Origin of the sequence: Cupriavidus basilensis, assembly GCF_000876015.1 — a bacterium.
Taxonomy (GTDB): domain Bacteria; phylum Pseudomonadota; class Gammaproteobacteria; order Burkholderiales; family Burkholderiaceae; genus Cupriavidus; species Cupriavidus basilensis_B.
This window is the reverse complement of sequence record NZ_BBQM01000004.1, coordinates 98,021-122,609: the sequence shown is the minus strand read 5'-3', so window position 1 is coordinate 122,609 and position 24,589 is coordinate 98,021. Positions and strand designations below refer to the sequence as shown.

Annotated in this window: 28 protein-coding genes; 2 read left to right on the top strand and 26 right to left on the bottom strand. The window is 69.8% G+C overall.

The window, feature by feature from the left end:
- Positions 1-182: 182 nt before the first annotated feature.
- The 4 genes from ppk2 to hisN form a co-directional block, all read right to left on the bottom strand.
- Positions 183-1,100, bottom strand: a complete 918-nt coding sequence (gene ppk2, locus KF708C_RS02795; protein ID WP_020205721.1) for a polyphosphate kinase 2 — start codon at positions 1,098-1,100, stop codon at positions 183-185.
- 120 nt (positions 1,101-1,220) lie between these two features.
- Positions 1,221-2,237, bottom strand: a complete 1,017-nt coding sequence (locus KF708C_RS02790) for a transporter (protein WP_059410678.1) — start codon at positions 2,235-2,237, stop codon at positions 1,221-1,223.
- A 110-nt stretch (positions 2,238-2,347) separates the two neighbouring features.
- Positions 2,348-3,601, bottom strand: a complete 1,254-nt coding sequence (locus KF708C_RS02785; protein WP_059410677.1) for an Hsp70 family protein — start codon at positions 3,599-3,601, stop codon at positions 2,348-2,350.
- A 119-nt stretch (positions 3,602-3,720) separates the two neighbouring features.
- Complete coding sequence (hisN, locus tag KF708C_RS02780; protein ID WP_020205724.1) at positions 3,721-4,512, bottom strand: histidinol-phosphatase; 792 nt, start codon at positions 4,510-4,512, stop codon at positions 3,721-3,723.
- 292 nt (positions 4,513-4,804) lie between these two features.
- Between hisN and KF708C_RS02775 the strand changes: the two genes are divergently transcribed.
- The gene (locus KF708C_RS02775; RefSeq protein ID WP_059410676.1) at positions 4,805-6,307 is read left to right on the top strand and encodes a tripartite tricarboxylate transporter permease; all 1,503 of its coding nucleotides are present in this window, start codon (positions 4,805-4,807) and stop codon (positions 6,305-6,307) included.
- A gap of 21 nt (positions 6,308-6,328) precedes the next feature.
- Here KF708C_RS02775 and KF708C_RS02770 read toward each other — a convergent pair whose 3' ends face one another.
- The gene (locus tag KF708C_RS02770) at positions 6,329-6,550 is read right to left on the bottom strand and encodes a hypothetical protein (protein ID WP_020202061.1); all 222 of its coding nucleotides are present in this window, start codon (positions 6,548-6,550) and stop codon (positions 6,329-6,331) included.
- Positions 6,551-6,752: 202 nt separating this feature from the next.
- Between KF708C_RS02770 and KF708C_RS02765 the strand changes: the two genes are divergently transcribed.
- Positions 6,753-6,995: a hypothetical protein gene (locus tag KF708C_RS02765; protein WP_059410675.1), complete on the top strand. Its 243-nt coding sequence runs from the start codon at positions 6,753-6,755 to the stop codon at positions 6,993-6,995.
- 5 nt (positions 6,996-7,000) lie between these two features.
- On the opposite strand, the gene KF708C_RS02760 is transcribed toward KF708C_RS02765, so the two are convergent.
- The 21 genes from KF708C_RS02760 to nifN form a co-directional block, all read right to left on the bottom strand.
- The gene (locus tag KF708C_RS02760; RefSeq protein ID WP_020202063.1) at positions 7,001-7,378 is read right to left on the bottom strand and encodes a hypothetical protein; all 378 of its coding nucleotides are present in this window, start codon (positions 7,376-7,378) and stop codon (positions 7,001-7,003) included.
- A gap of 142 nt (positions 7,379-7,520) precedes the next feature.
- Positions 7,521-7,805, bottom strand: coding sequence for a hypothetical protein (locus KF708C_RS02755; RefSeq protein WP_020202064.1), 285 nt, complete (start codon positions 7,803-7,805; stop codon positions 7,521-7,523).
- Between the two features lie 151 nt (positions 7,806-7,956).
- Positions 7,957-8,160: a cold-shock protein gene (locus tag KF708C_RS02750; RefSeq protein ID WP_020202065.1), complete on the bottom strand. Its 204-nt coding sequence runs from the start codon at positions 8,158-8,160 to the stop codon at positions 7,957-7,959.
- Positions 8,161-8,421: 261 nt separating this feature from the next.
- Positions 8,422-8,616 (bottom strand): hypothetical protein, encoded by a 195-nt coding sequence (locus tag KF708C_RS02745; RefSeq protein WP_059410674.1) that lies wholly within the window; start codon positions 8,614-8,616, stop codon positions 8,422-8,424.
- A gap of 167 nt (positions 8,617-8,783) precedes the next feature.
- Positions 8,784-9,941 carry a CaiB/BaiF CoA transferase family protein gene (locus tag KF708C_RS02740; protein WP_020202068.1) on the bottom strand — a complete coding sequence of 386 codons (1,158 nt, stop codon included), beginning with the start codon at positions 9,939-9,941 and terminating at the stop codon, positions 8,784-8,786.
- 30 nt (positions 9,942-9,971) lie between these two features.
- Entirely contained in the window at positions 9,972-10,946 is a 975-nt protein-coding gene (locus KF708C_RS02735) for a Bug family tripartite tricarboxylate transporter substrate binding protein (protein ID WP_059410673.1), read from the bottom strand.
- A 201-nt stretch (positions 10,947-11,147) separates the two neighbouring features.
- The gene (gene gcvA / locus KF708C_RS02730) at positions 11,148-12,095 is read right to left on the bottom strand and encodes a transcriptional regulator GcvA (protein WP_043365935.1); all 948 of its coding nucleotides are present in this window, start codon (positions 12,093-12,095) and stop codon (positions 11,148-11,150) included.
- 227 nt (positions 12,096-12,322) lie between these two features.
- Positions 12,323-13,528: a CaiB/BaiF CoA transferase family protein gene (locus tag KF708C_RS02725; RefSeq protein ID WP_020202071.1), complete on the bottom strand. Its 1,206-nt coding sequence runs from the start codon at positions 13,526-13,528 to the stop codon at positions 12,323-12,325.
- An 8-nt stretch (positions 13,529-13,536) separates the two neighbouring features.
- The gene (locus KF708C_RS02720) at positions 13,537-13,974 is read right to left on the bottom strand and encodes a MaoC family dehydratase (protein ID WP_059410672.1); all 438 of its coding nucleotides are present in this window, start codon (positions 13,972-13,974) and stop codon (positions 13,537-13,539) included.
- A 34-nt stretch (positions 13,975-14,008) separates the two neighbouring features.
- Positions 14,009-15,184 carry a CaiB/BaiF CoA transferase family protein gene (locus KF708C_RS02715; RefSeq protein ID WP_231586364.1) on the bottom strand — a complete coding sequence of 392 codons (1,176 nt, stop codon included), beginning with the start codon at positions 15,182-15,184 and terminating at the stop codon, positions 14,009-14,011.
- Positions 15,181-15,954, bottom strand: a complete 774-nt coding sequence (locus KF708C_RS02710; protein ID WP_020202074.1) for an enoyl-CoA hydratase/isomerase family protein — start codon at positions 15,952-15,954, stop codon at positions 15,181-15,183. Before KF708C_RS02710 ends, KF708C_RS02715 begins: the two co-directional genes overlap by 4 nt.
- Positions 15,955-16,015: 61 nt before the next feature.
- Positions 16,016-17,011: a Bug family tripartite tricarboxylate transporter substrate binding protein gene (locus KF708C_RS02705; RefSeq protein ID WP_059410670.1), complete on the bottom strand. Its 996-nt coding sequence runs from the start codon at positions 17,009-17,011 to the stop codon at positions 16,016-16,018.
- Positions 17,012-17,066: 55 nt separating this feature from the next.
- Positions 17,067-18,728, bottom strand: a complete 1,662-nt coding sequence (locus KF708C_RS02700; protein WP_059410669.1) for an FAD-binding protein — start codon at positions 18,726-18,728, stop codon at positions 17,067-17,069.
- Between the two features lie 204 nt (positions 18,729-18,932).
- On the bottom strand, positions 18,933-19,973 hold the full coding sequence (locus KF708C_RS02695) for an alpha/beta fold hydrolase (RefSeq protein ID WP_059410668.1): 1,041 nt from the start codon (positions 19,971-19,973) through the stop codon (positions 18,933-18,935).
- 238 nt (positions 19,974-20,211) lie between these two features.
- Positions 20,212-20,781: a hypothetical protein gene (locus tag KF708C_RS36355; RefSeq protein ID WP_020202078.1), complete on the bottom strand. Its 570-nt coding sequence runs from the start codon at positions 20,779-20,781 to the stop codon at positions 20,212-20,214.
- Between the two features lie 283 nt (positions 20,782-21,064).
- The gene (locus KF708C_RS02685; RefSeq protein WP_059410667.1) at positions 21,065-21,634 is read right to left on the bottom strand and encodes a nitrogen fixation protein NifQ; all 570 of its coding nucleotides are present in this window, start codon (positions 21,632-21,634) and stop codon (positions 21,065-21,067) included.
- A 14-nt stretch (positions 21,635-21,648) separates the two neighbouring features.
- Positions 21,649-21,957 carry a ferredoxin III, nif-specific gene (gene fdxB, locus KF708C_RS02680; protein WP_059410666.1) on the bottom strand — a complete coding sequence of 103 codons (309 nt, stop codon included), beginning with the start codon at positions 21,955-21,957 and terminating at the stop codon, positions 21,649-21,651.
- Between the two features lie 35 nt (positions 21,958-21,992).
- Entirely contained in the window at positions 21,993-22,184 is a 192-nt protein-coding gene (locus KF708C_RS02675; RefSeq protein ID WP_059410665.1) for a CCE_0567 family metalloprotein, read from the bottom strand.
- A 45-nt stretch (positions 22,185-22,229) separates the two neighbouring features.
- On the bottom strand, positions 22,230-22,730 hold the full coding sequence (locus tag KF708C_RS02670) for a NifX-associated nitrogen fixation protein (RefSeq protein ID WP_059410664.1): 501 nt from the start codon (positions 22,728-22,730) through the stop codon (positions 22,230-22,232).
- Complete coding sequence (nifX, locus tag KF708C_RS02665) at positions 22,723-23,136, bottom strand: nitrogen fixation protein NifX (protein ID WP_059410663.1); 414 nt, start codon at positions 23,134-23,136, stop codon at positions 22,723-22,725. The genes KF708C_RS02670 and nifX overlap by 8 nt, the downstream gene beginning before the upstream one ends.
- Positions 23,137-23,194: 58 nt before the next feature.
- The gene (nifN, locus tag KF708C_RS02660) at positions 23,195-24,586 is read right to left on the bottom strand and encodes a nitrogenase iron-molybdenum cofactor biosynthesis protein NifN (RefSeq protein ID WP_059410662.1); all 1,392 of its coding nucleotides are present in this window, start codon (positions 24,584-24,586) and stop codon (positions 23,195-23,197) included.
- Positions 24,587-24,589: the final 3 nt, after the last annotated feature.

Sequence of the window (24,589 nt, the reverse complement as noted above, 5' to 3'; positions counted from 1 at the left end):
GTGGCCCGGGGGGCCGCGCGGCGCCAGGCGGCGCGCGGAAAGGACGGTCATCGTCGGGAACCCGTCTTGCCGCGCTTCGCGGAGCCGCATTGCACGGCGGGCGGGGGAGAACACAAGCGGTGAGCCGGCTTCGTCGACAGCCCGGGCGGCCCGGGCGGCGGCGTCCTTCGCCCGTCGCCGGCTCAGTAAATCTCGGGAACGATCATTTCCTGCGGCACCGGCTGGCGCGAGTAGTCCTCGTGCCGCTCGCGCTGCGGCAGCACCACCGGCGGCTGCGTGCGCTCGACGTAGGGCATCTGCTGCAGCAGGTGGTGGATGCAGTTCAGGCGCGCCTTCTTCTTGTCCACGGCCTGCACCACCCACCACGGCGCCTCGGCGATGTGGGTGCGCTCCATCATGACTTCCTTGGCGCGCGTGTAGTCTTCCCAGCGGCGGCGCGACTCCAGGTCCATCGGGCTGAGCTTCCACTGCTTGAGCGGGTCGTGGATGCGCGAGAGGAAGCGCAGGTGCTGCTCCTCGTCGGAGATCGAGAACCAGTACTTGATGACCTGGATGCCCGAGCGCACCAGCATGCGCTCGAACTCCGGCACCGAGCGGAAGAATTCCTCGTACTGGTCGTCGCTGCAGAAACCCATCACGTGCTCGACGCCGGCGCGGTTGTACCAGGAACGGTCGAACAGCACGATCTCGCCGGCGGCCGGCAGGTGCGAGACATAGCGCTGGAAATACCACTGCGTGCGCTCGCGGTCGTTGGGCGCCGGCAGCGCCGCCACGCGGGCCACGCGCGGATTGAGCCGCTGCGTGATGCGCTTGATCACGCCGCCCTTGCCGGCGGCATCGCGCCCCTCGAACAGGATCACAACCTTGTGGCCGGTGTCCACCACCCAGCTCTGCAGCTTGACCAGTTCGCCCTGCAGGCGGAACAGCTCGCGGAAGTAGTGGCGGCGCATGGCGCGCTCGGCCTCGTCCAGGCCGCCGCCGCCCTCGCCGAACAGCGTGTCGACGTGGTGGTCCTCCAGCTCCAGTTCGAGTTCTTCGTCGTAGTGATCGGCCACCTCGCGGTGGATACGCCGGATCAGATCGCTCTCTTCTGGCCTCATTTGCACGCTCCTGTTCGCAACAACGTGCCACGCTAGCATCGCCATATGACGCCGGCATGAACGGTTGCCTCGCGACGCGGCGTGGCCCCGGGGCCGCGCCGCGCCGCGGTGGTGCGCCGTTCAGGAGTCCTGCTTGCGGAACGCCCAGCGCCCGGCCAGCACGGTGAAGCTGGCCACCAGCACCACCAGCACCCAGAAGCCGTGCGGGTGGTCGGCCAGCGGGATGCCGCCCACGTTCATGCCGAAGAAGCCGGCCACGATGTTGATCGGCAGCGCCAGCACCGTCACCAGGGTCAGCGTGAACAGCGTGCGGTTGGTCTGCTCGTTGAGCGTGGCGGCGATCTCTTCCTGCAGCAGCTTGATGCGCTCGACCAGCGCCGTGAGGTCGTTGAGCACCAGCGAGAACTCCTCGGTGGAGGCGCGCAGGTCCAGGCTGTCTTCCTCGCGCAGCCACGGCGGCGGCCGGTTGAGCAGGCGGAACAGCGCGCCGGGCTCGGGCGCCAGCAGGCGCTGCAGGCGCACCAGCCCGCGCCGCATCGAGCCCAGCTCCACGCGGTTGCCCTGCAGCCGCTGGGATAGCAGGCGGTCCTCGATCTGATCCACGTTGGCGGTGGTCTCGCGCACGATGTGCACCAGCACGTCGGCCTGGTCGCGCAGCAGGTGCACCAGCAGCGACAGCGGCGAGGCGAACACCTCGCCGCGCTTGACCGAGGCGCGCAACTGGTCCACCGAGCGCAGCGGCTTGAGGCGCGCCGTCACCAGCAGGCGGCGGTCGGCGCAGGCCCACAGCGTGGAGATGTCGGTGGAAGTGACGCCGAAGTTATAGATGACGTCGTTGACCACGGCCAGCAGCGCCGTGTCCAGGCGTTCGATGCGCGTGGAGCGCGAGCCTTCGCGCAGCGCCTCGAAAAACCCTTCGGGCAGCTCCATCTGCCCCTTGAGCCAGCGCTCGCAGGCGCTGTGGGCGAGGTTGAAATGCAGCCAGATGAATTCGTCGCCGGGCGGCGGCGACTTGAGCCAGGCGGACGCGCTGGCCGAGTCGATGGGCCGGCCCGCCTCGCCCGGCGGAAAGCGGAAGCCGCTGACCAGGCCGACCGGATCGGAGCCGTAGCCGGCTTCGACGATTGCCGCTTGCATGTGTTGCCTCTTCGATTGCGCGAAAACGGCACATTAGCATGACGGCATGGCGGCGGGGAGAGGCCCCGCCGCCATGCGCCGCGCCGCGCTTTTTCCGCGCGGCCCGGCCCTCAGCCGAACTTGCGGCGCGCGTCCAGCGCCAGCCCCGAGCCGATGCCGCCGAACAGATCGCCCTCGATGCGCTGCGCGCCCGGGATCAGGTCGGACAGCCGCTCGCGCAGCAGCGGCACGCTGCTCGAGCCGCCGGTAAACAGCACGGTGTCGATGTCGCCGGCCCGCACGCCGGCGTCGCGCAGCAGCACCTGCACGGTCTGCTCGGTCTTGCCGACCAGCTTGCCGATGGCGCGGTCGAAGTCGGCGCGGCCGATGGTCATGGTCTCGCCCGGCGCGATGCGGCCCAGGTCGAGTTCGGCATGCGGCTCGGCGGACAGCGCGATCTTGGCCGCTTCCACCTGGATCGCCAGCCAGTGGCCGGCGCGCTGCTTGATGAGGCTGATCAGGCGGTCGAGCTTGACCGTGTCGGCGGCGTCGCGGTAGTTGTCCATCACGTGCGACCACGCCTTGCGCGTGTACACCTGGTTGATGGTGTGCCAGCTCGCCAGGTCGAAGTACTGGCCGGACGGCATCGCCTTGCCGTTGCGCAGCTCGCTGCCCAGGCCGAGGAACGGCATCACGCTGGCCAGGCTCAGGCTCTTGTCGAAATCGGTGCCGCCGATGTGCACGCCGCCGTTGGCGAGGATGTCGCCGCGCCGGTCGGCCTTGCCGGCGCGCTCGGGCGACAGGCGCACCAGCGAGAAGTCGGAGGTGCCGCCGCCGATGTCGGCCACCAGCACCAGCTCCTCGCGGCCGATGGTGGCTTCGTAGTCGAACGCCGCGGCGATCGGCTCGAACTGGAACTCGATGTCCCTGAAGCCGGCGTCGGCGGCGATCTCGCGCAGGGTCTGCTCGGCGAGCCGGTCGGCCTGCTCGTCCTCGTCGATGAAGAACACCGGGCGGCCCAGCACGACCCGCTCGAAGCGCGCGCCGGCGGCGCGCTCGGCGCGCTGCTTGAGCTCGCCGATGAAATGGGCGAGCAGCTTGCGGAACGGCATGGCCTGCCCCATCACCTCGGTGCTGTCTTCCATCATCGAGGTGCCCAGCAGGCTCTTGAGCGAGCGCATCAGCCGGCCTTCGTAGCCGGCCAGATAGTCGCCGAGCGCGGCGCGGCCGTAGCTGACCAGCGGGTCTTCCGCATGGAAAAAGATCACCGACGGCAGCGTCAGCTTGTCGTCTTCCAGCGGCAACAGCGTGGCGTGGCCCGGACGGACCCAGCCCACCGTGGAATTGGAGGTGCCGAAATCGAGGCCGCATGCGTTTGACGTCATGTTTCTGGTTTCTTCCCGTGCTGCAAAAAAAGAGGTCCGCATCATACTCTTCCTGCGGACCGTGATCCGGCCGTGACGGCCTGCCGCGACACCCGCCGCGGGGCAGGCGCGGCGCGCGCCTACGCCGGCGCGTTGAGCAGCGCCAGGATCTGGCCGTGCAGGCGCGCGTCGCCGCAGGCCACCACGGTGCCGCCGTGCTGCGCATCGCCGCCGCTCCAGCTCGTCATCACGCCGCCGGCGCCCTGCACGATGGGAATCAGCGCCTGCACGTCATACGGCTTGAGGCCGGCCTCGACCACCGCGTCGACGTGGCCGGCGGCGACCATGCAATAGGCATAGCAGTCGCCGCCGTAGCGCTGCATGCGCGCGGCATCGGCCACGCGCCGGAAGGCCGCGAACTGGGCCTCGTCGTCGAACATCTCGGGCGTGGTGCACATCACCTTGGCCTGCGCGAGCTCCGCGCAGGCGCGCGTGCGCAGCGGCTGGCCGTTGAGCCACGCGCCGCGGCCGTCGCCGCTGAAGCGCTCGCGCGTGTAGGGCTGGTCCATCACGCCCAGCACCGGGCGCTGGCCGTCGTTGAGCGCGATCAGCGTGCCCCACAGCGGCAGCCCGGTGATGAACGCGCGCGTGCCGTCGATCGGGTCGAGCACCCAGGTCAGCGGCGAGCTGCCGGCCACGCGCCCCTCTTCCTCGCCGAGGATGCCGTGCTGCGGATAGCGCGCCCGGATCAGCGCGCGCATGGCGTGCTCGGCGGCCTTGTCCGCCTCGGTGACGGGATCGAAGCGCCGGCCGCCCTTGTCCTCCACCGCGGGCGCGCTGCGGAAATACGGCAGGCTGGCGGCACCGGCCGCCTGCGCGAGGCTGGCGGCGAAATCCATGTATTCGGTCAACTGCTCGGCGCTCAGCGGCATGGGGGCGTCCTGTGGCGAAGTGGAAGCGGCGCGCGGCCGGCAATCCGGCATTGTAGCGGGCCGCGGCCGGCACGCCGGCGCCGCGCGCGAAGGCCGCCCCGACGCGTTGGCGCCGGGCGGGCCGCGCCAGCCGCGGCGCATCGGTGAATACCCGCGAGCGGCCCCGCTGAAAGGCGGATGAAAGCACATCCGCCTAGTGTGATTGGTGAGCCACCGAGGCGCGCAACCTGCGCACGCCTGCTGTCGAGGACGATCTCGTGGCACCACACAATGCAGGCCGGGAGACGGCGTCATGGATCTGATCGAACATCTGGGCCTCGGGTTTTCCACGGCCCTGACGCTGCAGAACGTGGGCTACTGCTTCCTCGGCTGCGTGCTCGGCACGCTGATCGGCGTGCTGCCGGGCATCGGCCCGCTGGCCACCATCGCCATGCTGCTGCCGGTGACCTACACGCTGCCGCCGGTGGCCGCGCTCATCATGCTCGCCGGCATCTACTACGGCGCGCAGTACGGCGGCTCCACCACCGCCATCCTGGTCAACCTGCCCGGCGAGTCGTCCTCGGTGGTGACCACCATCGACGGCTACCAGATGGCGCGGCGCGGGCGGGCGGGGGTGGCGCTGGCCACCGCCGGACTCGGCTCGTTCTTCGCCGGCTGCGTGTCGACGCTGATCCTGGCCGCGTTCGCCACGCCGCTGTCGGAGCTGGCCTTCAAGTTCGGCCCCGCCGAATACTTCTCGCTGATGGTGCTGGGCCTGATCGGCGCCGTGGTGCTGGCCTCGGGCTCGCTGCCCAAGGCGGTGTCGATGATCGTGCTGGGGCTGCTGCTGGGGCTGGTCGGCACCGACGTCAACTCCGGCGCCGCGCGCTTCTCGTTCGACGTACCCGAACTCACCGACGGCGTGGACTTCGTCGCGCTGGCGATGGGCATGTTCGGCTTCGCGGAGATCATCGCCAACCTCGAGCAGAAGGAAAACCGCGAGACCTTCACCGACCACGTCACCAACCTGTGGCCGAGCCGCGCCGATTTCCGCCGCATGATCCCGGCGGTATTGCGCGGCACCGCGCTGGGCTCGGTGCTGGGCATCCTGCCCGGCGGCGGCGCGGCGCTGGCCTCGTTCGCGGCCTACTCGCTGGAAAAGAAGACCTCGAAGTATTCGAGCGAATTCGGCAAGGGCGCCATCGAAGGCGTGGCCGGCCCCGAGTCGGCCAACAACGCCGCCGCGCAGACTTCCTTCATCCCGCTGCTGACGCTGGGCATCCCGCCCAACGCCGTGATGGCGCTGATGGTGGGCGCCATGACCATCCACAACATCCAGCCGGGCCCGCAGGTCATGACCAGCAACCCCGCGCTGTTCTGGGGCCTGATCGCCTCGATGTGGATCGGCAACTTCATGCTCATCATCCTGAACCTGCCGCTGATCGGCATCTGGGTCAAGCTGCTGCAGGTGCCCTACCGCTACCTGTATCCGGCCATCCTGACGTTCTGCTGCATCGGCGTGTACTCGGTCAACAACCAGACCTTCGACGTGTTCACCGCGGCGGCCTTCGGCGTGATCGGCTACCTGTTCATCAAGCTCAAGTGCGAGCCGGCGCCGCTGCTGCTGGGCTTCGTGCTGGGACCGATGATGGAAGAGAACTTCCGCCGCGCGCTGCTGCTGTCGCGCGGCGCGTTCACCGTGTTCGTCACGCGCCCGCTGTCGCTGGGCCTGCTGATCGCGGCGGCCGTGCTGGTGTGCATCGTGGCGCTGCCGTCGATCAAGGCCAAGCGCGAGGAAGCGTTCCAGGAAGAATGACGTGGGCGGCGCGCAGCCGCGCTAGGCGTTGCTGCGCGCCTCCGCGCGGTCGTGCCCGGCCCAGGTCAGGCGCCATCCGGACGTGGCCGTCTTGGCCACCAGCCCCGCGTCCTGCAGCAACAGCAGGTGGTGGCCGAGCTTGGATGCCTCGACGTTGCCAAGCGCCTTGGCCAGCTGGAGATCGCTCAGCATGGCCTGGCTGTCGGCCCGCAGCGCCGTCAGAACGCGGTCCGCGAAAGACATGTCTCGCCGCATTTGGTCCCCCTCCCGACGTGTCGGGCGCGCCGCCGGCGGCGCGCTCCTGCTGCCAGCATAGGCGCTAACGCGCGCGTCCACCGTGGGATTTTGCGCGGCCCGCCACACTGCCGCGCGCGCCAAACAAATCGCACACCCTCGCCGGCAAACGGCGTATGCTGCCCGGAAAACGCCGGCACGGGAGACAACGATGGCCAGACAGATCAAGCACAAGGCGGAACTGCGCGCGATGATCCGCGCCGAGCAGCAGAAACACGCGGAATGCGCCGGCACCTGCTTCGGCGACGTGGTCTGGCATGCGCCCGATGCCGATGGCTGCAACTGGGCCCTCTCCACGATGGAAGGCGAGAACGGCAAGGCCTGCCTCGACAAGATCCGGCCCTTCACCGCATCGCTGCAGCAGACCTACAACGTGCCCGACGAGGGCAAGTAGTCCGGCTAGCTGGGGAAGCGCATGCGCGGCACGCCCGCGGCGGCGCGCGAGCCGACCGGGCGCAGTTCGCCGTCCCACGGCTGCGCCTGCGGGTCGAGCACGTAGTCGCCCTCGCCGCTCTTGTCGTAGAGGTTGTCGCGGATGGCCTGGCCGATGGCCAGGCGGCAAAGCGCCTCGGAGCTGCCGGCGACGTCGCCGGCCAGCGCCGTGTCATCGCTGGCCTGCACGCCGAACGAGCGCCGGCCTTCGCCGACGAAGCTGGTGAAGCGCACGCCGTTCGGGCGGCTGGCGTCGACGAAGCTGACGGCGACGTGATAGGCGATGCCCTTGCCCTCGCCCGGCAGGGTACACAGGAAGTTCGACGGTGCGGCAACCTTGCTCATGGTGTGTGCGCTCGCAAGGCCGCGGCGCGCGCGGCCGGATTTGACAGCCGGACAGGCCGCCGGCGCGGACCGTCCCGCGCTGCGGGGGTCCGGCCATGTTACCGGGGATCGCCGCGGCCCGCGCGGCGGCCCCGCGCCGGTGTCAGAGCGATACCACGGACTGCCCGGGAACCGCGCCGTTGATGATGTCCTCGGCATAGCGCAGCACGCCGCGGCGCGCGGCGCCGACATTGTCCCACTGGGTGCTGTCGAGGCGGAACGTGCGGGCCTGTCCGCCGCTGGGCTCGCCGCCCTCGCGGCAGATCACCACGGCAGCGTCGAAGGTCCGGTCGGGCCTGCGCTCGGGCCAGTTGCGCACCACCGCATGCTTGTAGACGAGCGGGTACAGGTCGTACCCCTTGTAGCTAGCAATCGGGTTGGTATCCATGATGCGCTCCGCGGTTCGATGCTCCCCACTCTACTCCTATCGCCCGCGCGGCCTGCCTTTTATTTGCGGCGGCGGCGAGCGTCGCAGCCATAAAAAAAACCCCGCCTGGCGGGGTTTTTTTCAGCGGTGAAGCTGGGTGAAGCTGCGGCGATCAGATCGGTTCGATCTTGGTCGCTGCCGGGCCCTTCTGGCCCACGCCGGCGACGTAACGCACCTTCTGGCCTTCCTGCAGGGACTTGAAGCCGCTGCCCTGGATTTCGGAGAAGTGCGCGAACAGGTCGTTGCCGCCTGCGTCCGGGGTGATGAAGCCGAAGCCCTTGGAATCATTGAACCACTTGACGGTACCGGTTTCCATGCTGGATATCCTTTAAACCTTAAAAGTTCTGAATGAGCCTGATGCTCACCAGGCACGACGATCAAGGAAGGAACATGGAGCAATTGAATCGCCGCTTGGAGGGGACGATCCATAACATCGGAGTAACCGCTTGAAAGACCTGCATCAGCGTTTATACAGGCCGGCGGGGATGGTGTCAACGAAGCTGCGAAAAAAGTCTGCCGCGCGGCGCAAAAAGGACCGGGGCGAGACCCTTTTGCCGGGCGCCCGGCCCCCGCGCGCTCAGTCTTCGTAGCCGTCCAGCCCGACCCGGTACAACGTGGCGCCCACTTTCTCGAGCAGGGCGCGCGCCGCGTCCGTGAACGGCTCGCTGGCCAGCAGCGCGGCCAGTCCCGCCACGGCGTCGTCGACCGAAAGCTCGACCGTTTCGTCGGTGGCGATGCGCTCGAAGGTACTGATCACTACGGTGGGATCCATCCGGACTCTCCTGCAAAGACGTGTTTGGCCGCCCGCGCGCCATGCCCGGGCCGGCAAGCTGCGCGCATGGTAGCACCAGCGCGCGGCGCCGGCGCCCCGGCCCGCCCGGGACCAGGCAGGGCCGCGGCGGCGGGCACGGCTTCAGCCCCGGGAGGGCCGCGCCGCGCCTAGCCGAGCCATTGCCGCATGACGTCTTCGTTGTGCTCGCCCACTTCGGGGGGCGCCGTCCAGCCTTCGGTGATGTCGAAGCCGCTGTAGCGCACCGCCGGGCCGAGCGTGGGGACCTCGCCATAGCGCGGGTGGCGCAGGGTCAGCTGCATGCCCCGGTGGCGCACCTGCCGGTTGGCGAAGACCTGGCTCATGCTGTTTACCGGCGCGCAGGGCACGCCGGCTTCCTCCAGCCGGGCGAGGATGTCGTCGGTGGCCCACTTGCGCACTTCCTCGTCGAGCGTGGCATAGAGCTCGTCGCGGTGCACCACGCGGGCCGGCATCGTGCCGTAGCGTTCGTCCCGCAGCAGTTCCGGGCGGCCCAGGATCTTCACGAACGATTCGAAGAAATTCTGGAAGCCCGCGCCGATCACGGCCCAGCCGTCGCGCGTCTCGAACGCTTTGTAGGGCACCTGCTGCGCGTGTTCGGAACCCCACTTGCGGGGCTCCTCCCCGGTCATCAGGTACTCGAGCGCGGCGTTGGCGAGGAAGGCGACCTCGCTTTCCAGCAGGCTGGTCATGACGTGCTGCCCCCGGCCGGTGCGCTCGCGCTGCAGCAGGGCGGCGACGATCGCCGTCTGGCAGTTCATCCCCGCCAGCATGTCGAACGCGGACGTGCCGAGCTTGACCGGCGCCCCCTCGCGGGAGCCGGTGATGCTCATGTACCCCCCCACCCCCTGGATGGTCAGGTCGAACGCGCCGAGCGCGGCGTCCGGGCCGTCGGCGCCGAACCCGGATATCGACGCATAGACCAGCCGCGGCGACGCGGCCGCGAGCGTCTCGTAGTCCAGGCCCATCCGTCCCATGACGTCGGGACGGAAGTTCTCCAGCACGACATCGGCCTTGAGGCACAGCGCGCGCGCGGTCTGCCGGCCCTCGTCGCTGCGCAGGTCGAGCACGATGGAGCGCTTGTTGCGGTTGGTCGCGTACCAGGTGATGCCGTTGTCCTTGAAGTACGGCGGCCCTTGCTCGCGCAGCGGATCGCCGCCGCCGGGGGACTCCACCTTGACCACGTCCGCGCCCAGGTCCCCGAGCAACTGGGCACAGTAGGGCCCGGCGAAAAAGCGGGTGAAATCGAGCACCCGTACACCGCTCAGCGGCTTGTCTGTCTTCTGCATGGTTTTCTCTCTCCTTGGGATGGGCCCGATCTACTCGGCCTTGATTTTCGCTTCCTTGACGATCCTGGACCAGTTGTCGACCTCGGAACGGATGCGCGCCTGGACCTGCTCGGCGGGAAGATTCACCGCCTGCACGCCCTGCTTGTCGAAGGCGCGCCCGACCTCCGGCGACGCCACGATGCGCGCGACCTCCGTGCCCAGCTTGTCCACGGCGGCCCTGGGTGTCCCCTTGGGCACGGCAAGGCTGTAGAGCGCCGTCACCTCGAACCCGGGGATGCCGGTCTCGGCCACGGTGGGGACATTGGGATACTGCGCCAGGCGCTGCCCGCTGGTCACGGCCAGCACGCGCAGCTTGCCGGCGCGGACGTGGGGCTCGATCGTCGACGTGCTCTCGACGGTGAAGGCCACTTCGCCGCCCAGCAGCCCGACGACGGAGGGGCCGCCCCCCTTGTAGGGAACGTGCGTGGCCTCGAAGCCGGCGGCCCGCTTGAGCATCTCCGTGATCAGGTGCGGCGTGCTGCCGATGCCGGAGGAGGAATAGTTGTACTTGCCCGGGTCCGCCTTCATGAGCTTGATGAATTCGGCGAAGTTCTGCGCCGGGAATTTGTCGGCGACCACCAGCGCGTAGGAGCCGACGCCCAGGCTGGCGACGGGCATGAAGTCGCTCACCGGATCATAGGGAATGCCCTTGTAGAGGCTGGGGCTGGCCGAGAACATGATGGAATTGACCATCAGCATGGTGTAGCCGTCGGCCGGGGACTTGGCCGCGATGGAGGTGCCGACCGTGATGCCCGCGCCGGGGCGATTGTCCACCACCACCGGCTGCCTGATCGTGAGCGAGAGCTTGTCGCCCACGATGCGCGCGAGGTTGTCGTTGGCGCCTCCGGGCGGCTGCGGGACGATGAGCCGGATCGGCTTGTCGGGATAGGTGGGCTCGGCCACGGCCGACGTGGCGAATACCGCGGCGCTCAGCACGACCATCGAAGCCATGAACTTCTGCAGCATGGATGTCTCCTTTTTTTATGGTTTCCACCGTGGTGGCGACACCACTGTGTCACGGTGCCGCGAGGGTAGAAAGCGATAAAAAGTTGTCAGGTCATGCGTGCGGAAGGGGCGAGCGCCAGGCAGGGCGCGTGCCGTGCGTCAAGCGCCGTGTGTCAAGCGCCGGGCGTCGAAACGGCGCGCCGGCCGGCGCGGGGGAAGGATTCAGGCCTGCTGCGCGGCGCCGGCGCCGGCGTCGCGGACGTCCCGGACCGTCTGCCGGCGCGCTTCTTCGTGGATCCAGGAACGGAACAGTTCGAGCCTCGACTCGTTCTTCTTTGCCTCCGGAAATACCAGGCAATAGGCGTCCTCGCTGGTGAACGTGCCGGGGAACGGCGCCACCAGGCGGCCGGTCGCCACCTCGTCCTCGATCAGGATGCGCGGCAGCAGCCCGAGGCCCAGCCCGGCCACCGCCGCCTGCAGCACCATGTAGAGATGCTCGAAGCGCGGCCCGGCAAGGCCGTTGACGCCGTGCACGCCACGGCTCTGCATCCACTCGGGCCAGCAGGTCTGGCGGCTGGTCTGCTGCAGCAGCACATGGCGCCCGAAGTGGTCGATGGACAGCAGGTTCTCCCGGTTGGCCTGGTAGTAGCTCTGGGAACACACCACCAGCAGTTCCTCGCCCACCAGCTTCTCCGTCACCACCGCGCCCGGCCAGTCGTTGGCGCCGTAGTAGATCGCGGCATCGAAGGGCTCGGACTGGAAATCGAAGGGCTTGGCGCGCGTGGAGAGGTCGACGAATATGTTGGGGAACCGCGTGGAGAATTCCGCCAGCCGCGGGATCAGCCACCGGGTGCAGAACGCGGGCGGCGTCGCCAGCCGGATGATGCCGCCCTTGCCCTTGTGCGCCAGCAGGTTGACCGTGGCGGTCTGCATCTGCTCGAGCGAGGCGCGGATGTCCTCCACGTAGCTCTGCCCCGCTTCGGTCAGGACCAAGCGCTTCTTGACCCGCTGGAACAGCATCAGGCCCAGGTATTCCTCGGTCTGCCGGATCTGCCGGCTGACGGCGCTCTGCGTGAGATTCAGTTCCTGCGCGGCCCGGGTGAAGCTCAGGTGGCGCGCGGCCGCCTCGAAGGTGCGCAAGGCGGTCAGTGAAGGTAGTTGCCAGCTCATCGTTCGACCATAGGGCGCTTACCAAGCCTTGCGTAAAGCCCTCAGTTCCTCCATGTCATCCGGTGCGGCACCGCGTGGCACTCCGGTCCTCCCCCCCAATGCGGGGCTGCCTTCACGACGACGCCAGCTCCGCCCGCGGCGCCGCGAAGGCTCGCATCCGCCGGGTCGGGCGCTGGGCCCCGGCGGGCTTCCGGATCATAGCATCGCGGGTAGCGCCGCCGGCCGGCTCATATGACGCCGCGCCGGCGCAGGCCCGCGATGTCGTCCGCGGACAGGGCCAGCCATTCGGCCAGCACGTCGGCGCTGTGCTGCCCGACCGCCGGCGGCGCGGTCCAGCCGGCGCCGACGTCGAAGGCCGAATAGGTGACTGCCGATGCGATCTGCGGCGTCACGCCGCCCGCGGGGCCCGCCGAGCCGGCCACCATGTCCCGGCGGGTGTCGCGGCAGTGCGCCAGCGCCTCCTCGATGCTGTGCACCAGCGCGTGCGGCACGCCGGCCTCGCGCAGCCCGATGGCCAGCGCCGCGAAGTCGAACTCCGCGATGCGCGCATCGAGCAAGGCATAGAGCTCCGCCTGGCGGGCGACGCGCGCCGCGGCCGACGAGAAGCGCGGGTCGCGTTGCAGGCTGGGCCGGCCGATGGCCGACACGAGCGCCATGAAGTGGTCCTCGCGCGCGGCGTCGATCACCAGCCACCGGTCGTCGCGCGTGCGAAACGCCTTGCGCGGCGCGGCGCGCGTGCTGGCCGCGCCCCGGCGCCCGGGCACCTGCCCGGTATGGAAATGATCCACGGCGGTGTCGAGCAGGAGCGCCACCTGGCTTTCCAGCAGGCTGGTCTCCACGCGCTGGCCCATGCCGGTCGCCAGCCGCTGCAGCAGCGCCGCCGCGATCGCGGCCTGGCAGTGCATGCCGGCGGCGAGGTCGATCGCCGAGGTGCCGAGCTTGATCGGGCCGGCATCCTCGTCGCCGGTCAGGCTCATGTAGCCGCCCAGTGCCTGGATGGTCAGGTCGAAGGCGCCGCTGCGGCTGTCCGGCCCCTCCGAGCCGTATCCCGAAATGGAGGCGTGGATCAGCCGCGGCGCGGCGCCCGACAGGCTCTCGTAGTCGAGCCCCAGGCGCGCCATCACGCCGGGCCGGAAGTTCTCGACCAGCACGTCCGCCTGGCCGGCGAGGCGGCGCGCCAGGGCGACGCCTTCGGCCGACTTCAGGTCCAGCGTGAGCGAGCGCTTGTTGCGGTTGCACGCCAGGAACGTCAGGCCATTGCCCGCGTGGAAAGGCGGGCCTTGGAGACGCAGCGGATCGCCGGTGCCGGGCAGCTCGACCTTGACCACGTCCGCACCGAGGTCGCCCAGCAGCATGGTGCAGTAGGGTCCGGCGAGCACGCGGGTGAAGTCGAGCACCTTCAGCCCGGCATAGGGCTTGGGCTTGTCATGCATCGGGCGACTCAATCGACGAAGGCCTTGATGTGGGTCGCCACGGCCACGACCTTGCCATGCTGGTTCAGGCATTCCACCTTGGCGGTGATGCGGCGGCTGGCCGGGTCCACGCTGTCCACGACATAGCGCGTGGTGACGGTGTCGCCGAACCTGACGCCGTCCAGGAAGCGCACCTTGTCGTAGCCGAGCGACACGGTGCGCCCTATGCGCAGCCTGGCCGACGCGGTCGACATGAAGCCCATGAGCAGCGTGCCGTGGGCGATGCGCGTGCCATACCCGCCCTTGCGCATGTATTCCTCGTCCACGTGGTTGGGCGAGAAGTCGCCGGTGATGCCCGCGTACAGATAGACGTCGGACTCGGACACGGTCTTGGTGAAGACGACGGTGGTTCCGACGACGACGTCTTCGATCTTGCCCGACGGCGATTGAAAGTATTCGAGTTCCATGAAGAAGGTCTCCGGGGTTGGCATGGTTCAGGGTTTAGGGAACTAGGGGTGCAACCTGGTCCGCGGGCGCGAGCCAGTCCTGCAATACGCTCTCGGTGTGCTCGCCGGCCACGGGCGGCGCCATCCAGTCCTCGGCGACGGCAAAGGCGGAATACCTGGCGGGAGGGCCGAGCACGGCGCGCGCGCCGGGCCGCCCGCCCGGCAGGTCGACGCGCATGCCGCGATGGCGCACCTGCCGGTGCGCAAAGACCTGCGCCAGGTCGTTGACCGGCGCGCACGGCACGCCCGAGCGCTCCAGCCGGCGCAGGAGGTCGCCGGTGCCGTGGCGCGCCGTTTCCGCATCCAGGGCGGCATATAGCGCGGCGCGGTTCTGCACCCGCCCGGACATGGTGGCGAAGCGGGCATCGGCAGCGAGGTCCGGACGGCCGAGCTCCTGCACGAACGCCGCGTACAGGTTCTGGAAGCCGGCCGCCACGACGATCCACCCGTCAGCCGTGCGAAAGGCCTTGTAGGGGACCTGCTGCGCGTGCTCCGACCCCCAGCGCGCGGGCTGCGGCCCGCCCAGCAGGCATTCCACGGCGGCGTTGGCCAGAAAGGCGATTTCCGATTCGAGCACGCTCGTCGAGACATGCTGGCCCAGCCCCGTCGCGGCGCGCTGGAACAGCGCGGCAAGGATGGCCGACTGGCAGTTGACGCCGGCCAGGGCCTCCAGGGCCGAGGTGCCAAGGCGGCTGGGCGCGCCGTCCCGCCCGCCGGTGATGCCCATGTAGCCCCCGGCGGCTTCGGCCAGCAGATCGGCGGCGTCCTGCGGCGCGGGGCCAGCGGGCATCACCGCCGGCACCACGCGCGCGTACACCAGCCGCGGCGCGGCGCGCGACAGCTCGGGCCAGCCAAGGCCCAGCCCGTCGAGCGTGGCCGCGGGCAGCGCGTCGATCAGCACGTCGGCGCGGCTGCACAGACGGCGCAGCAGTTCGCGCCCCTCGCCGGTGTGCGGGTCCGCCGACAGCGATCGCTTGTTGCGGTTGAAGGCCGCGTGGCAGGCCGCGCCCGCCGTCCACGCGCCGTCCACGCGGACCACGTCGGCGCCCAGGTCGCCCAGGCACTGCCCGCCATACTGGCCGGCGACCGAACCGGCGGAGAACTCGAGCACCCGCAGGCCCCGCAGCGCCTTGCCGGCGCCCGGCGAAGAAGAATCGGGAAGGGACATCATCTGCCTCGAAACACCGGGCGCCGTTTCTCGAAGTGCGCGCGCATGCCTTCTTCGTTGTCCTGCGTGGCATCCAGCGGGCGGCGCAGGCGCTGGTCCAGCGCCCCCGCTTCGCGCAGCGACAGGCTGGCCCCTTCGTTCAGCGAACGCTTGAGCGCCGCCAGCGCCAGGGGCGCGGTCGCCTCCATCTCCCGCGCCCAGTTCAGCGCCTCGTCGAGCAGGTGTTCCGCCGGCACGACGCGATCGACCATGCCGAACCGGTGCGCGTCCTCGGCGCCGAACCGGCGCGCGGTAAACAGCAGGTCCTTGGCGCGGGTCACGCCGACGATGCGGCTGAGCGTCACCGGCCCGCCGCTGCCGGGATAGGCGCCCAGCGTCATCTCGGGAAAGCCGAACGTGGCATTGTCCGCCGCCACGCGCAGGTCGCACGCCAGCGCCAGCTCGGCGCCGCCGCCCAGGCACCAGCCGCCGACGGCGGCAATCACCGGCATGGGCAAGTCCCAGAGCTCTTCGGAAAGCGTCAGCAGAAGCTGGCTCTGGGCCGCCTTCTGCTCACGGGACAGCGTCTGGCGCTGCTTGAGATCGGTGCCGGCGGAAAAGGCGCGCCCGGCGCCGGTCAGGATGACCGTGCGCGCCTCGGGCATGGACGTGGCGCGGCCCACCGCGTCGCGCAGCGCCTGCACCAGTTCCGACGACAGCGCGTTGAGCGCCTCCGGCCGGTTCAGCGTGAGTACCAGCGATGCGCCGCGCATCTCTTCGATCAGAATGCTCACGAGCCTTGTCTCCTTTTCTGGTTTTGCGCCGCGCCGCCGGGGCGGACCCGGCGCGGCATGGTCAGTCGCTCTTGATGTGCGTGTCGCGCACCACCTTGAGCCACAGCGCGGACTCCTTCTTTATCAGTTCGTCATACGCCGGCGCGGTGCTCGGCGCCGCTTCGGCACCCTGCGCGGCGAGCTTCTTGATCAGCTCGGGATCGGCCAGCGCCCGGTTGAGCGCCTTGTTCAGGACCGCGATCACGCTCGCCGGGGTCCCCGCGGGCGCGACCAGGCCGAACTTGCCCGACACGTCGAAGCCCGGATAGCCCGACTCCGCCACCGTCGGCAGCGCGGGAAACAGCGCCGTCCGCTTCGGACCGGTGATCGCCACGCCCCGCAGCGTGCCGGGCGTGACGAACGGCACCAGCGCCGCCACGTTCTCGAAGGTGGCCTGCACCTGGCCGGCCATCAGGTCGGTCAGCGACTGGCCGCCGCCCTTGTACGGGACATGCGTGATCGACGCCTTCGTCACCGACTTGAAGAGTTCCGCCGCCAGATGCGTGGCGCTGCCGTTGCCGGCAGAGCCATAGTTGATGGCTCCCGGCTTGGCGTTCGCCAGGTCGACGAACTCCTTGACGGTATGCACCGGCAGCTTCGGATTCACCGCCAGCATGTAGGAGACCGTGGCGATTTCGCCGATCGACACGAAGCTCTTGATGGGATCATAAGGCAGCGAGGGATACAGCCCGGCGGCCGAGGTGTGCGGCAGGGTATTGATGATCAGGATCGTGTAGCCGTCCGGCGTCGCCTGCGCGGCGTAGGTGGTGCCGATCGTGCCGCCGGCGCCGCCGCGGTTGTCGATGTAGACCTGCTGCTTCAGTTCCTCCGCCAGCTTGGGCGCGACGATGCGGGCCAGCACGTCGTTGCCGCCGCCGGGCGGATACGGCACGACCAGCCGCACCGGCCGGCTCGGAAAGGCATCGGCCGCCTGCGCCGCCGGCACCACGATGGCGAGCGATAGCGCGCACAGGAGCGAGGCTCCCGCGTGCCGCGAGTGTGTGGTTCCGAATCTCATGTTGTCTCCGTTCTATTTATGGAATGCAAAAGCCCTGCTGGCAAGCCCGCGCCGGCTAGTGGATGGGTTCGAGGCTCTGGACCAGTTCGTCGCTGCCGCCGCGGGTGAAGGCGATGTGCTGCAGCCAGCGGGTGTTGTCGGTGGCGGGAAAGTCGGTGCGCTGGTGCGCTCCGCGGCTTTCCGTCCGGCCCAGCGCCGCCTGCAGGACGGTGGTGCCGACTGCCGCCATGCGCCGCGCCTCGCGCAGCTCCACCGCGGCCTCGCGGCTGCCCGCGCGCATCCGGAAGATGTTCTCGTGCAGCGCGCCAAACGCGGCCAGGCCCGCCGTGAGGCCAGGCCCGTTGCGCCAGATGCCGGCCGCCTCCGAGAGAACCTTGCGCATGTCTTCCTTGGCCTGGCGCACGTCCTCGGCGCAAGCGCCGCCGTCGGCGTGCGCCAGGCGGGCGATGGCGCTGGCTTCGATGGCGGGCCAGTCGCGCGCCGTCGCGGGCAGCATGCCGCGCGCCGCGCCGCCGCCGGCGATGGCGCCGAAGACGAGCGTGTCGCTGCAGCCATTGCCGGCGATGCGGCTGGCGCCGTGCACGCCGCCCGCGGCTTCGCCGCCGACGTACAGGCCCGGCACGCCGGACCAGCAATCGCCGTCGACCGCCACGCCGCCCATCATGCTGTGGGCCGCGGGCGCGACGATCGGCGGGGTGGTGGCCGGATCGACTCCCGCGGCGCGCAGCCTGCGGCAATGCGATACGTAGCTTTCGCGCTGCTGCTCGCTGAGCACGGTGGCGTCGAACGCCACGCCGCCCTCGGGAAACCCGCGCCCCTCGTCGATCTCGCGCTGGATGAACAAAGCCAGGCGCGCCTTCTCGATGCCGCGTTCGCCCAGCGGCGGGTTGTAGCCGAGCATGAAGCGCTCCCCGCGGTTGTTCAGCAGGTGCGCGCCGTCGCCAAGCATCGAGGTCGGCATTTCCATGCCCCGGCATTCCTGCGGCCAGACCGTCACGACCGGCTCGAACTGGACGAACTCCATGTCGATCAGGCGCGCGCCGGCATCGAGCGCCATGCCGAGGCCGTCCGCGCCCACGTCGACCGGATAGGTGCTGTCGGCGTAGAGGCGGCCGATCCCGCCCATCGCGATGACGACGGCGCGCGCATGCACCACGGTGATCTGGTCCGAATGGGGCTTCCACAGGACGGCGCCCACCACGTCGGCGCCATCGCGCAGCAGCTCGACCGCCTTTTGCCCCGCGATCTGGTGGATGCCGAGGGAGCGCGCCCGGTTCGCCATCACCTGCAGGATGGCGCCGCCCGTGCTCTCGGGCACGAACACCGACCTGGGATAGCGGTTCCCGCTCAGGTGGCGCTGCAATACCTGGCCACCGCCGTCGGCGGAATCGGCGGCGTGGGCAAAAGGCACGCCCCAGGCGACGAGCTCGTGGAACGCATCGACCGATTTCTCCGCCAGCAGGCGCACCAGCCGCCGGTCGTTGAGAAAGTAGCCGCCCTTGAGCATGTCCTCATAGAACACGTCGGGGCTGTCCATCGGGTCCACGCTGCCGATCGGCGCATTGAAGCCGATGACGTAGGGGGACGCGCCCCGGGCACGGTAGGCCAACGTGACGTCCGCTCCCTGGGCCTGGGCCGCAAGGGCGGCGCGAAAGCCGGCCATGCCGCCTCCCAGGACCAGCACATCCGTCGATACCACCTCCACTTTCCACTGCATCCAGCCTCTCCTTGACATGCCCGCAACCAGGTTGGGGTATGGCAAGGATTCTGAATGCGCCACCGGGGAAGAGAAAGCGACGATTCCTTTCGGTTTGATGAGTAAAACGCACCAACCGGCGCCACCGCGCCGGCGCCGGCGCCGCGGCCCGCGCGCGGTGGCCGACGCGCTACGCCGCCCGGCGCGCGCCGGCGGCGGCCGGCCTCAGCGGTTCGCCGGCGGCGACGGCAGCGCGGCGAGGCCGTCGAGCAGCGCCTTGTGGAAGGCCTGCGGGTCCTGCATCTGCGGCGCGTGGCCCATCTCGGGGAATTCCACCAGCTTCGCGTTGGGCAGCGCCGCGAGCGTCTGCCGGGCCAGCTCGGGGTAGTTGCCGACCCTGGCGCGCACGTCGGGCGGCGCGGCGTCCTTGGCGATGGCGGTGGTGTCCTTGTCGCCGATCAGCAGCAGCGTCGGCGTCTTCAGCGCGCCCAGCTCGTAGACCACCGGCTGGGTGAAGATCATGTCGTAGATCAGCGCCGAATTCCACGCCACCTGCTGCTTGCCCGGACCGCGGTTCAGGCCGGCCAGCATCTGCACCCACGGCTCGTAGTCCTGGCGCCACGTGCCCGAGTAATAGGTGGCCTGCTCGTAGCTGCGGATCTTGTCGGCGCTGGTGGCCAGCTCGCGCGCGTACCACTGGTCGACCGACAGCGAGGGCACGCCCTTGGCCTTCCAGTCTTCCAGCCCGATCGGGTTGACCAGCGCGAGCTGCGCGGTCTGCTGCGGATACATCAGCGCGTAGCGTATCGCCAGCATGCCGCCGGTGGAGTGTCCGATCACCACCGCCTCCTTGACGCCGATCGATTCCAGCAGCGCGTGCGTGTTGCGCGCCAGCTGCTGGAACGTGTACTGGTAGCGCGCCGGCTTGCTGGACTTGCAGAAGCCGATCTGGTCCGGCGCCACCACGCGGTAGCCCGCGGCGCCGAGCGCCTTGATGCTGCCCTCCCAGGTCGCCGCGCAGAAGTTCTTGCCGTGCAGCAGCACCGCGGTGCGCCCGTTGGGATGCGCCGGCCGGATGTCCATGTAGGCCATGTGCATGGCCTCGCCCTGCGAGGTGAAGTCGTATTGCCGGACCGGCGCGGGGTAGTCGAAGCCCTGCAGCTCGGGGCCGTAGGCCGGGCCTTCGTCGGCGGCGAGCGCGGGCGCGGCGGCGGCGATGGCCGCCGTGCCCAGCAGGGGAAGCAGGAATTGGCGTGACAGACACATGACAGGAAATCCTGGCGAAGATAGGGGAAGAAAACGGGCAGGCAGCGGACGGGCGGTGCGGCCACCGGATCGGGCCGCGCCGCCGCGGCAACGGCATCGTAGCGGAAAGCCGCCGCGGCTGCAGCGCGGCCGGTGGCGGCTCCGCCACCTTGGAGCCGCTACCGCCCGCGGGGTTCCCCGCCGCCCGCGCGCGCGCGCATGGCGCGGCATTCCCCGCTGCGGTGCTTCGCGGCGGCCGTCAGCCGCGCCCGGGACGGGCCTCGCCGCGCGCGTCGGGCGGCGGCGCCGGGAACCAGCTGCGCACGGTGTCGTAGGGATAGCGCGTGAGGCCGGCGTGGCGCGCCTGCGGCGCCAGCAGGTGCACCGACAGCGGCTCGGCCCAGCCCCAGAAATCGGCGCGCAGCGCGGGCGGGAAACCGGCATCGTCGAAGGCGTGCCAGAGCTGCACCAGCCACAGCTCGCGCCCTTCCTCGTCGAGCAGCAGCGGCAGGCCGGCGCCGGCCTGCAGGTGCGCGTGGTGCTGGCTGTAGTACAGCGGCCCGCCGCACGACTCGACCACGAAGTCGGCCACGCGCGAGGCCACGCACTCGAAGCAGTTGCCGGCGCGCGCGAACAGCGGCGTGAGCCGCAGCCGCCGCATGTGATGCATCACCAGCTCGCGCAGGCCGCTTTCCTCGCAGATCGCCAGCAGGCGGTGCGGCGGCTGCGGCAGGACCGGCAGGCAGCCCGCCGGCGCCTCGCGCCGGCCCGGCTGCGCCTCGGAGACCGGCCAGTGCAGCGTCAGGTAGCAGGCCCGCGTGCACGGCACCCAGCGGGCGCCGGACGGCGATGATGTCGATGACGGCAATGTCGGCGATGTCGGGGAAGGCGATGCGGGCGCGGCGCGGTGGTGCGGATCCATGAGCGTGTCGGGATTGTGGTCCGGTTTGTCGGCTATGGTGCTGGCTCTTGTGTCGGTTATGGCTGGTTATATATTGCCGTATATAACGGTAGACGTGCCAATGCAATTTCCATGCCGTGGCCAGAAAAACGACGGCCTGCGCGCGCAAGCGTCGCCATCGCGGCGTGACAGGTCGGGTGAGCCGCGTCCGCTACTCGGCTCCGAAGCACATGGCGTAATCGGAACACACGCCGCAGCTCGGCGCCTTGCACAGGAAGATCTCCTCCTGCTCGCACAACTGCTTGTAGAAGAACTTCTTCCACTTCATGTCGTGCGTGTTCTTCGCCGCGAGCCGCGGGAACCAGCGGCCGATCAGCGCGGACAGCTCGCGCCGCGACGGCAGCAGCAGGTCCTGCCACAGGTGGTTGTCGCCGAGGCTGGCGCAGGCCAGCGCATGGGCCACCTGGTTGGCTTCCTCGGCGGGCTCGGCGGCGGGATCGGCATGCGCGTTGAGCAGCGCCACCAGGTCGTCGAACTCGTCCAGGCGCGCCCCGGCGCGGCTGGCGCCGGCCAGCGCGTCCCAGGCCAGCCCCAGCGCCAGGTCCGCGCCCGGAAACCAGCGCGCCAGCAGCCGGCGCGTCTGGCCGGCATCGAGCCCCGGCAGCGGCAGCAGGCCGGTGCCGCCGCGCGCGAAGCCGGCCGACAGCACGCCGGCCAGCGCCAGCGCGGTGGGATCGTCCCGGTCCGCCGCGCATGCCATCAACACCGCCCGATAGTCCATGACCGGCTCCTCGCTCACAACGCGGCGGCGGCGTGCGTGTAGCACTTCTTCGGGCAGATCTTCGCGCACGCCGTGCAGCCGATGCACAGCTCCTTGTGCGCGATGGTCATGACCTTCTTCTCGTACTCGTCGTCCTCGTCGTCGTCGCCGGCCAGCGCGATGTGCTCGCCGTCCTCGTCCAGGCCGACCAGCTCGAGCACGCCGCGCGGGCAGACCCGGAAGCAGCGGCCGCAGCCGATGCATTTCTCCTCGTCGAGCGCGGCGACGAAGGTCGGCGTCCAGATGGCGCCGCTGGGCAGGGTGACGCTGAACATGTCGCTCATGGCGGTTCTCCGTTCTCCGTGGGCGGGCGCGTGGCTCAGGCCGCCGCGGCCTTGCGCGCCGCCATCAGCGCGGCGTGGGCGTCGTGGCAGCGCTGCGCCACGGCGAGGATCTGCTCCCAGTTGGTGGGCAGCTCCTCGGACAGGTCGTGCAGGTCCATCTTGGCCTGCGTGGCCTGCGCGTTGAGTTTCTTCAGGCGCGCCTTGCGTTCGTCGGCTTCGGTGCTCATGGTGGTCTCGTTCCTCTCGTTCCTCTCGTTCCTTTCGTTCCGCCTTCAGGCGCCGTAGCGGGCCACGGCCGGATAGGCCTCGATCATGCCGATCGCCTCGTCGAGGAACCTGCCGCCGGCGTCGGCCAGCTTCTCCAGCGACGGGAAACCGAAGCGGTGCACGTCGCGCAACTGCTTGTTGACCACCACCAGCCGGCCGGCCAGCAGCACCAGGCGGCCGAAGCCCTCGTGGCTCATCTTCATCATCGGCGAGACCATCTGGCCGGTCTGGCGCTCGATGGCCACGGCGATGGCGCTGTAGAAGATTTCCAGCCGCCACAGCGTCTCGGGGTCGGGGTCGCCCATCAGCGGGATCGCGCGGCGCTCCTCGGGGGTCAGGATGTAGGGCCTGAGCAACTGCATGTCGCTCTTGCCGTCCCACGCGCCGTGGGTGTCCTGCGCGCGCAGCTGCTTGACCAGCTGCTGCACGAACGGCGTGGCGAGCAGCGCCGCGTCGTCGGTGGCGGCAGGATTGGCGGTGGGCGCTTCGATGCTGGCGTCAGCCATGAGATACCTCGTCGTCTTCGAAATCTTGGGCACGCTCGCCGTCCTTGGCCAGCGCCTTGCGCAGCCACGGCGGCGGCGTGCCCTTGAGCACCTGCTGCAGCCGGCCGAGGATGTCCTCGATGCCCTCGGGCTGCGGCACCTTGATCGGGTGGATCTTCAGCGCCACCACGCGCGCCGCGCCGGAGCCGCCGATGGCGGCCACGTAGAGGATGGCGCAGTCCTTGATGGCGTCCAGCTTGGGCGCGAGCTTGTCCTCGTCGCCGTCTTCCTCCAGCTTGCCGCCGAAGTCGAACGACTCGACGAAGCGGTAGCCGTGCGGCGTGACGTCGTAGGTGACGATGCTCTTGGCCCAGCCGAAGTGCGCATCGACGTACTGCTTGTCCTGGGTGGCGAACGCTATCTTCATGCTCAGTGCTCCTTGGTGTGGATCGGGTAGCCGTTCAGGGATCCGCTCGGGTATCCACTCACGCGCCGGCGGCGACGACCGGAATGTCCACCGCGCGCGCCGGGTCGCGCGCGGCGAGGTCGAGCGCCGCCCGCGGCAGCGGCCAGTCGCCCGGGTGATGGTGCGCGATCTGCTCGATCATCAGGTTGGCGACCTCGAAGATCAGGTTCATGGTGCCGCGGTAGCCGACCTGGCGGCGATGCGCGTTGCCGACGCGGTCGAACAGCGGAAAGCCCGCGCGCAGCAGCGGCTTGCCCAGGCGCGCGGCCATCTGCCGGCCGTGCGAATGCGTGATGAGCAGGTCGCAGCCGGCGGCGGCGCGCTCCATGTCCTCCAGGTCGCCGAGCACCACCTGCTGCGCCGGCAGCAGCGCGTGCGCCGCCGACTGCGTGGTGCTGACGCAGCAGCACAGCTCGGCGCCCATCTCGTGCAGCAGGCCGCCGAGCGCCAGCAGCAGGTCGGGCTCGGCGCCGATGGCGACCTTGATGCCGCCGGTGTAGAAATGGCCGTCGAGCATGGCGTCGAGCAACTGGCTGCGCTGGCGCCGGTACCTGGCCGGCACCGGCCGCCCCGAGAGTTGCGCGAGCCGCTCCAGCAGGCGGTCGTTGGCCTCCAGCCCGGTCAGCCGCGGGAAGATCTCGAACCCGGTGCCCGCGATCGATTGCAGCGCCTCGGCCGCCTCGCGGGTCTGCTCGCCCACGCCGATGGTGAAGGCCGAGGCGCCAGCCGCGCGGATCTGCGCGAGCGTGGTGCCGCCCAGCGTGGTGCCGCGCCAGTCGGGCGCGATGTGCCCGTCCAGCGAGCCGGAGATGTCGGGCAGCACGATGGCCTCCAGGCCGAACGCCTCGACGATCTCGCGCAGCTCGTCGATGTCGCCCGGCGACAAATGGCTGCCCGGCAGCAGCGTGACCTGCCCGGCCGCCACCGGCAGCGGCCTGACCAGCGCGCGCACCACCGCGGTGACGGCGTGCTTGTAGCCGTCCTCGAACGCGCCCACGTAGTCGGGCGTGGAGACGTAGACGATCTCGGTGTCGGCCAGCTCCGGCTTGCGCTGGCGCGCCGTGACCAGGTAGCCCTCCACGTCGTCGCCCTTGGTCTCGGTCAGGCCCGTGGAGCAGATGGCGATGATGCGCGGCGCGGCGCGCTTGCGGATGTTGAGCAGCGCCGCCTCGATGTTCTCGTAGCCGCCCAGGATGGTGGTGACTTCGTTCATCGCCGTGGTCTGCAGCGGGATCGCCTCCTTGAAATGGCGCACCAGCAGCACCAGCCCGAACGAGGTGCAGCCCTGCGAGCCGTGCATCACCGGCATGCAGGCGTCGAGCCCGAGGAAGGCGAAGCTCGCCCCGAGCGGCTGGCTCATCTTGAGCGGATTGACCGCGCAGGCTTTGCGGGATTCGACGACTTGGGCCATGCT

Coding starts and splice junctions, on each gene's coding strand:
- ppk2 (WP_020205721.1), bottom strand. CDS start 1,100: ATGAGGCCAGAAGAGAGCGATCTGATCCGGCGTATCCACCGCGAGGTG.
- KF708C_RS02790 (WP_059410678.1), bottom strand. CDS start 2,237: ATGCAAGCGGCAATCGTCGAAGCCGGCTACGGCTCCGATCCGGTCGGC.
- KF708C_RS02785 (WP_059410677.1), bottom strand. CDS start 3,601: ATGACGTCAAACGCATGCGGCCTCGATTTCGGCACCTCCAATTCCACG.
- hisN (WP_020205724.1), bottom strand. CDS start 4,512: ATGCCGCTGAGCGCCGAGCAGTTGACCGAATACATGGATTTCGCCGCC.
- KF708C_RS02775 (WP_059410676.1), top strand. CDS start 4,805: ATGGATCTGATCGAACATCTGGGCCTCGGGTTTTCCACGGCCCTGACG.
- KF708C_RS02770 (WP_020202061.1), bottom strand. CDS start 6,550: ATGTCTTTCGCGGACCGCGTTCTGACGGCGCTGCGGGCCGACAGCCAG.
- KF708C_RS02765 (WP_059410675.1), top strand. CDS start 6,753: ATGGCCAGACAGATCAAGCACAAGGCGGAACTGCGCGCGATGATCCGC.
- KF708C_RS02760 (WP_020202063.1), bottom strand. CDS start 7,378: ATGAGCAAGGTTGCCGCACCGTCGAACTTCCTGTGTACCCTGCCGGGC.
- KF708C_RS02755 (WP_020202064.1), bottom strand. CDS start 7,805: ATGGATACCAACCCGATTGCTAGCTACAAGGGGTACGACCTGTACCCG.
- KF708C_RS02750 (WP_020202065.1), bottom strand. CDS start 8,160: ATGGAAACCGGTACCGTCAAGTGGTTCAATGATTCCAAGGGCTTCGGC.
- KF708C_RS02745 (WP_059410674.1), bottom strand. CDS start 8,616: ATGGATCCCACCGTAGTGATCAGTACCTTCGAGCGCATCGCCACCGAC.
- KF708C_RS02740 (WP_020202068.1), bottom strand. CDS start 9,941: ATGCAGAAGACAGACAAGCCGCTGAGCGGTGTACGGGTGCTCGATTTC.
- KF708C_RS02735 (WP_059410673.1), bottom strand. CDS start 10,946: ATGCTGCAGAAGTTCATGGCTTCGATGGTCGTGCTGAGCGCCGCGGTA.
- gcvA (WP_043365935.1), bottom strand. CDS start 12,095: ATGAGCTGGCAACTACCTTCACTGACCGCCTTGCGCACCTTCGAGGCG.
- KF708C_RS02725 (WP_020202071.1), bottom strand. CDS start 13,528: ATGCATGACAAGCCCAAGCCCTATGCCGGGCTGAAGGTGCTCGACTTC.
- KF708C_RS02720 (WP_059410672.1), bottom strand. CDS start 13,974: ATGGAACTCGAATACTTTCAATCGCCGTCGGGCAAGATCGAAGACGTC.
- KF708C_RS02715 (WP_231586364.1), bottom strand. CDS start 15,184: ATGATGTCCCTTCCCGATTCTTCTTCGCCGGGCGCCGGCAAGGCGCTG.
- KF708C_RS02705 (WP_059410670.1), bottom strand. CDS start 17,011: ATGAGATTCGGAACCACACACTCGCGGCACGCGGGAGCCTCGCTCCTG.
- KF708C_RS02700 (WP_059410669.1), bottom strand. CDS start 18,728: ATGCAGTGGAAAGTGGAGGTGGTATCGACGGATGTGCTGGTCCTGGGA.
- KF708C_RS02695 (WP_059410668.1), bottom strand. CDS start 19,973: ATGTGTCTGTCACGCCAATTCCTGCTTCCCCTGCTGGGCACGGCGGCC.
- KF708C_RS02685 (WP_059410667.1), bottom strand. CDS start 21,634: ATGGACTATCGGGCGGTGTTGATGGCATGCGCGGCGGACCGGGACGAT.
- fdxB (WP_059410666.1), bottom strand. CDS start 21,957: ATGAGCGACATGTTCAGCGTCACCCTGCCCAGCGGCGCCATCTGGACG.
- KF708C_RS02675 (WP_059410665.1), bottom strand. CDS start 22,184: ATGAGCACCGAAGCCGACGAACGCAAGGCGCGCCTGAAGAAACTCAAC.
- KF708C_RS02670 (WP_059410664.1), bottom strand. CDS start 22,730: ATGGCTGACGCCAGCATCGAAGCGCCCACCGCCAATCCTGCCGCCACC.
- nifX (WP_059410663.1), bottom strand. CDS start 23,136: ATGAAGATAGCGTTCGCCACCCAGGACAAGCAGTACGTCGATGCGCAC.
- nifN (WP_059410662.1), bottom strand. CDS start 24,586: ATGGCCCAAGTCGTCGAATCCCGCAAAGCCTGCGCGGTCAATCCGCTC.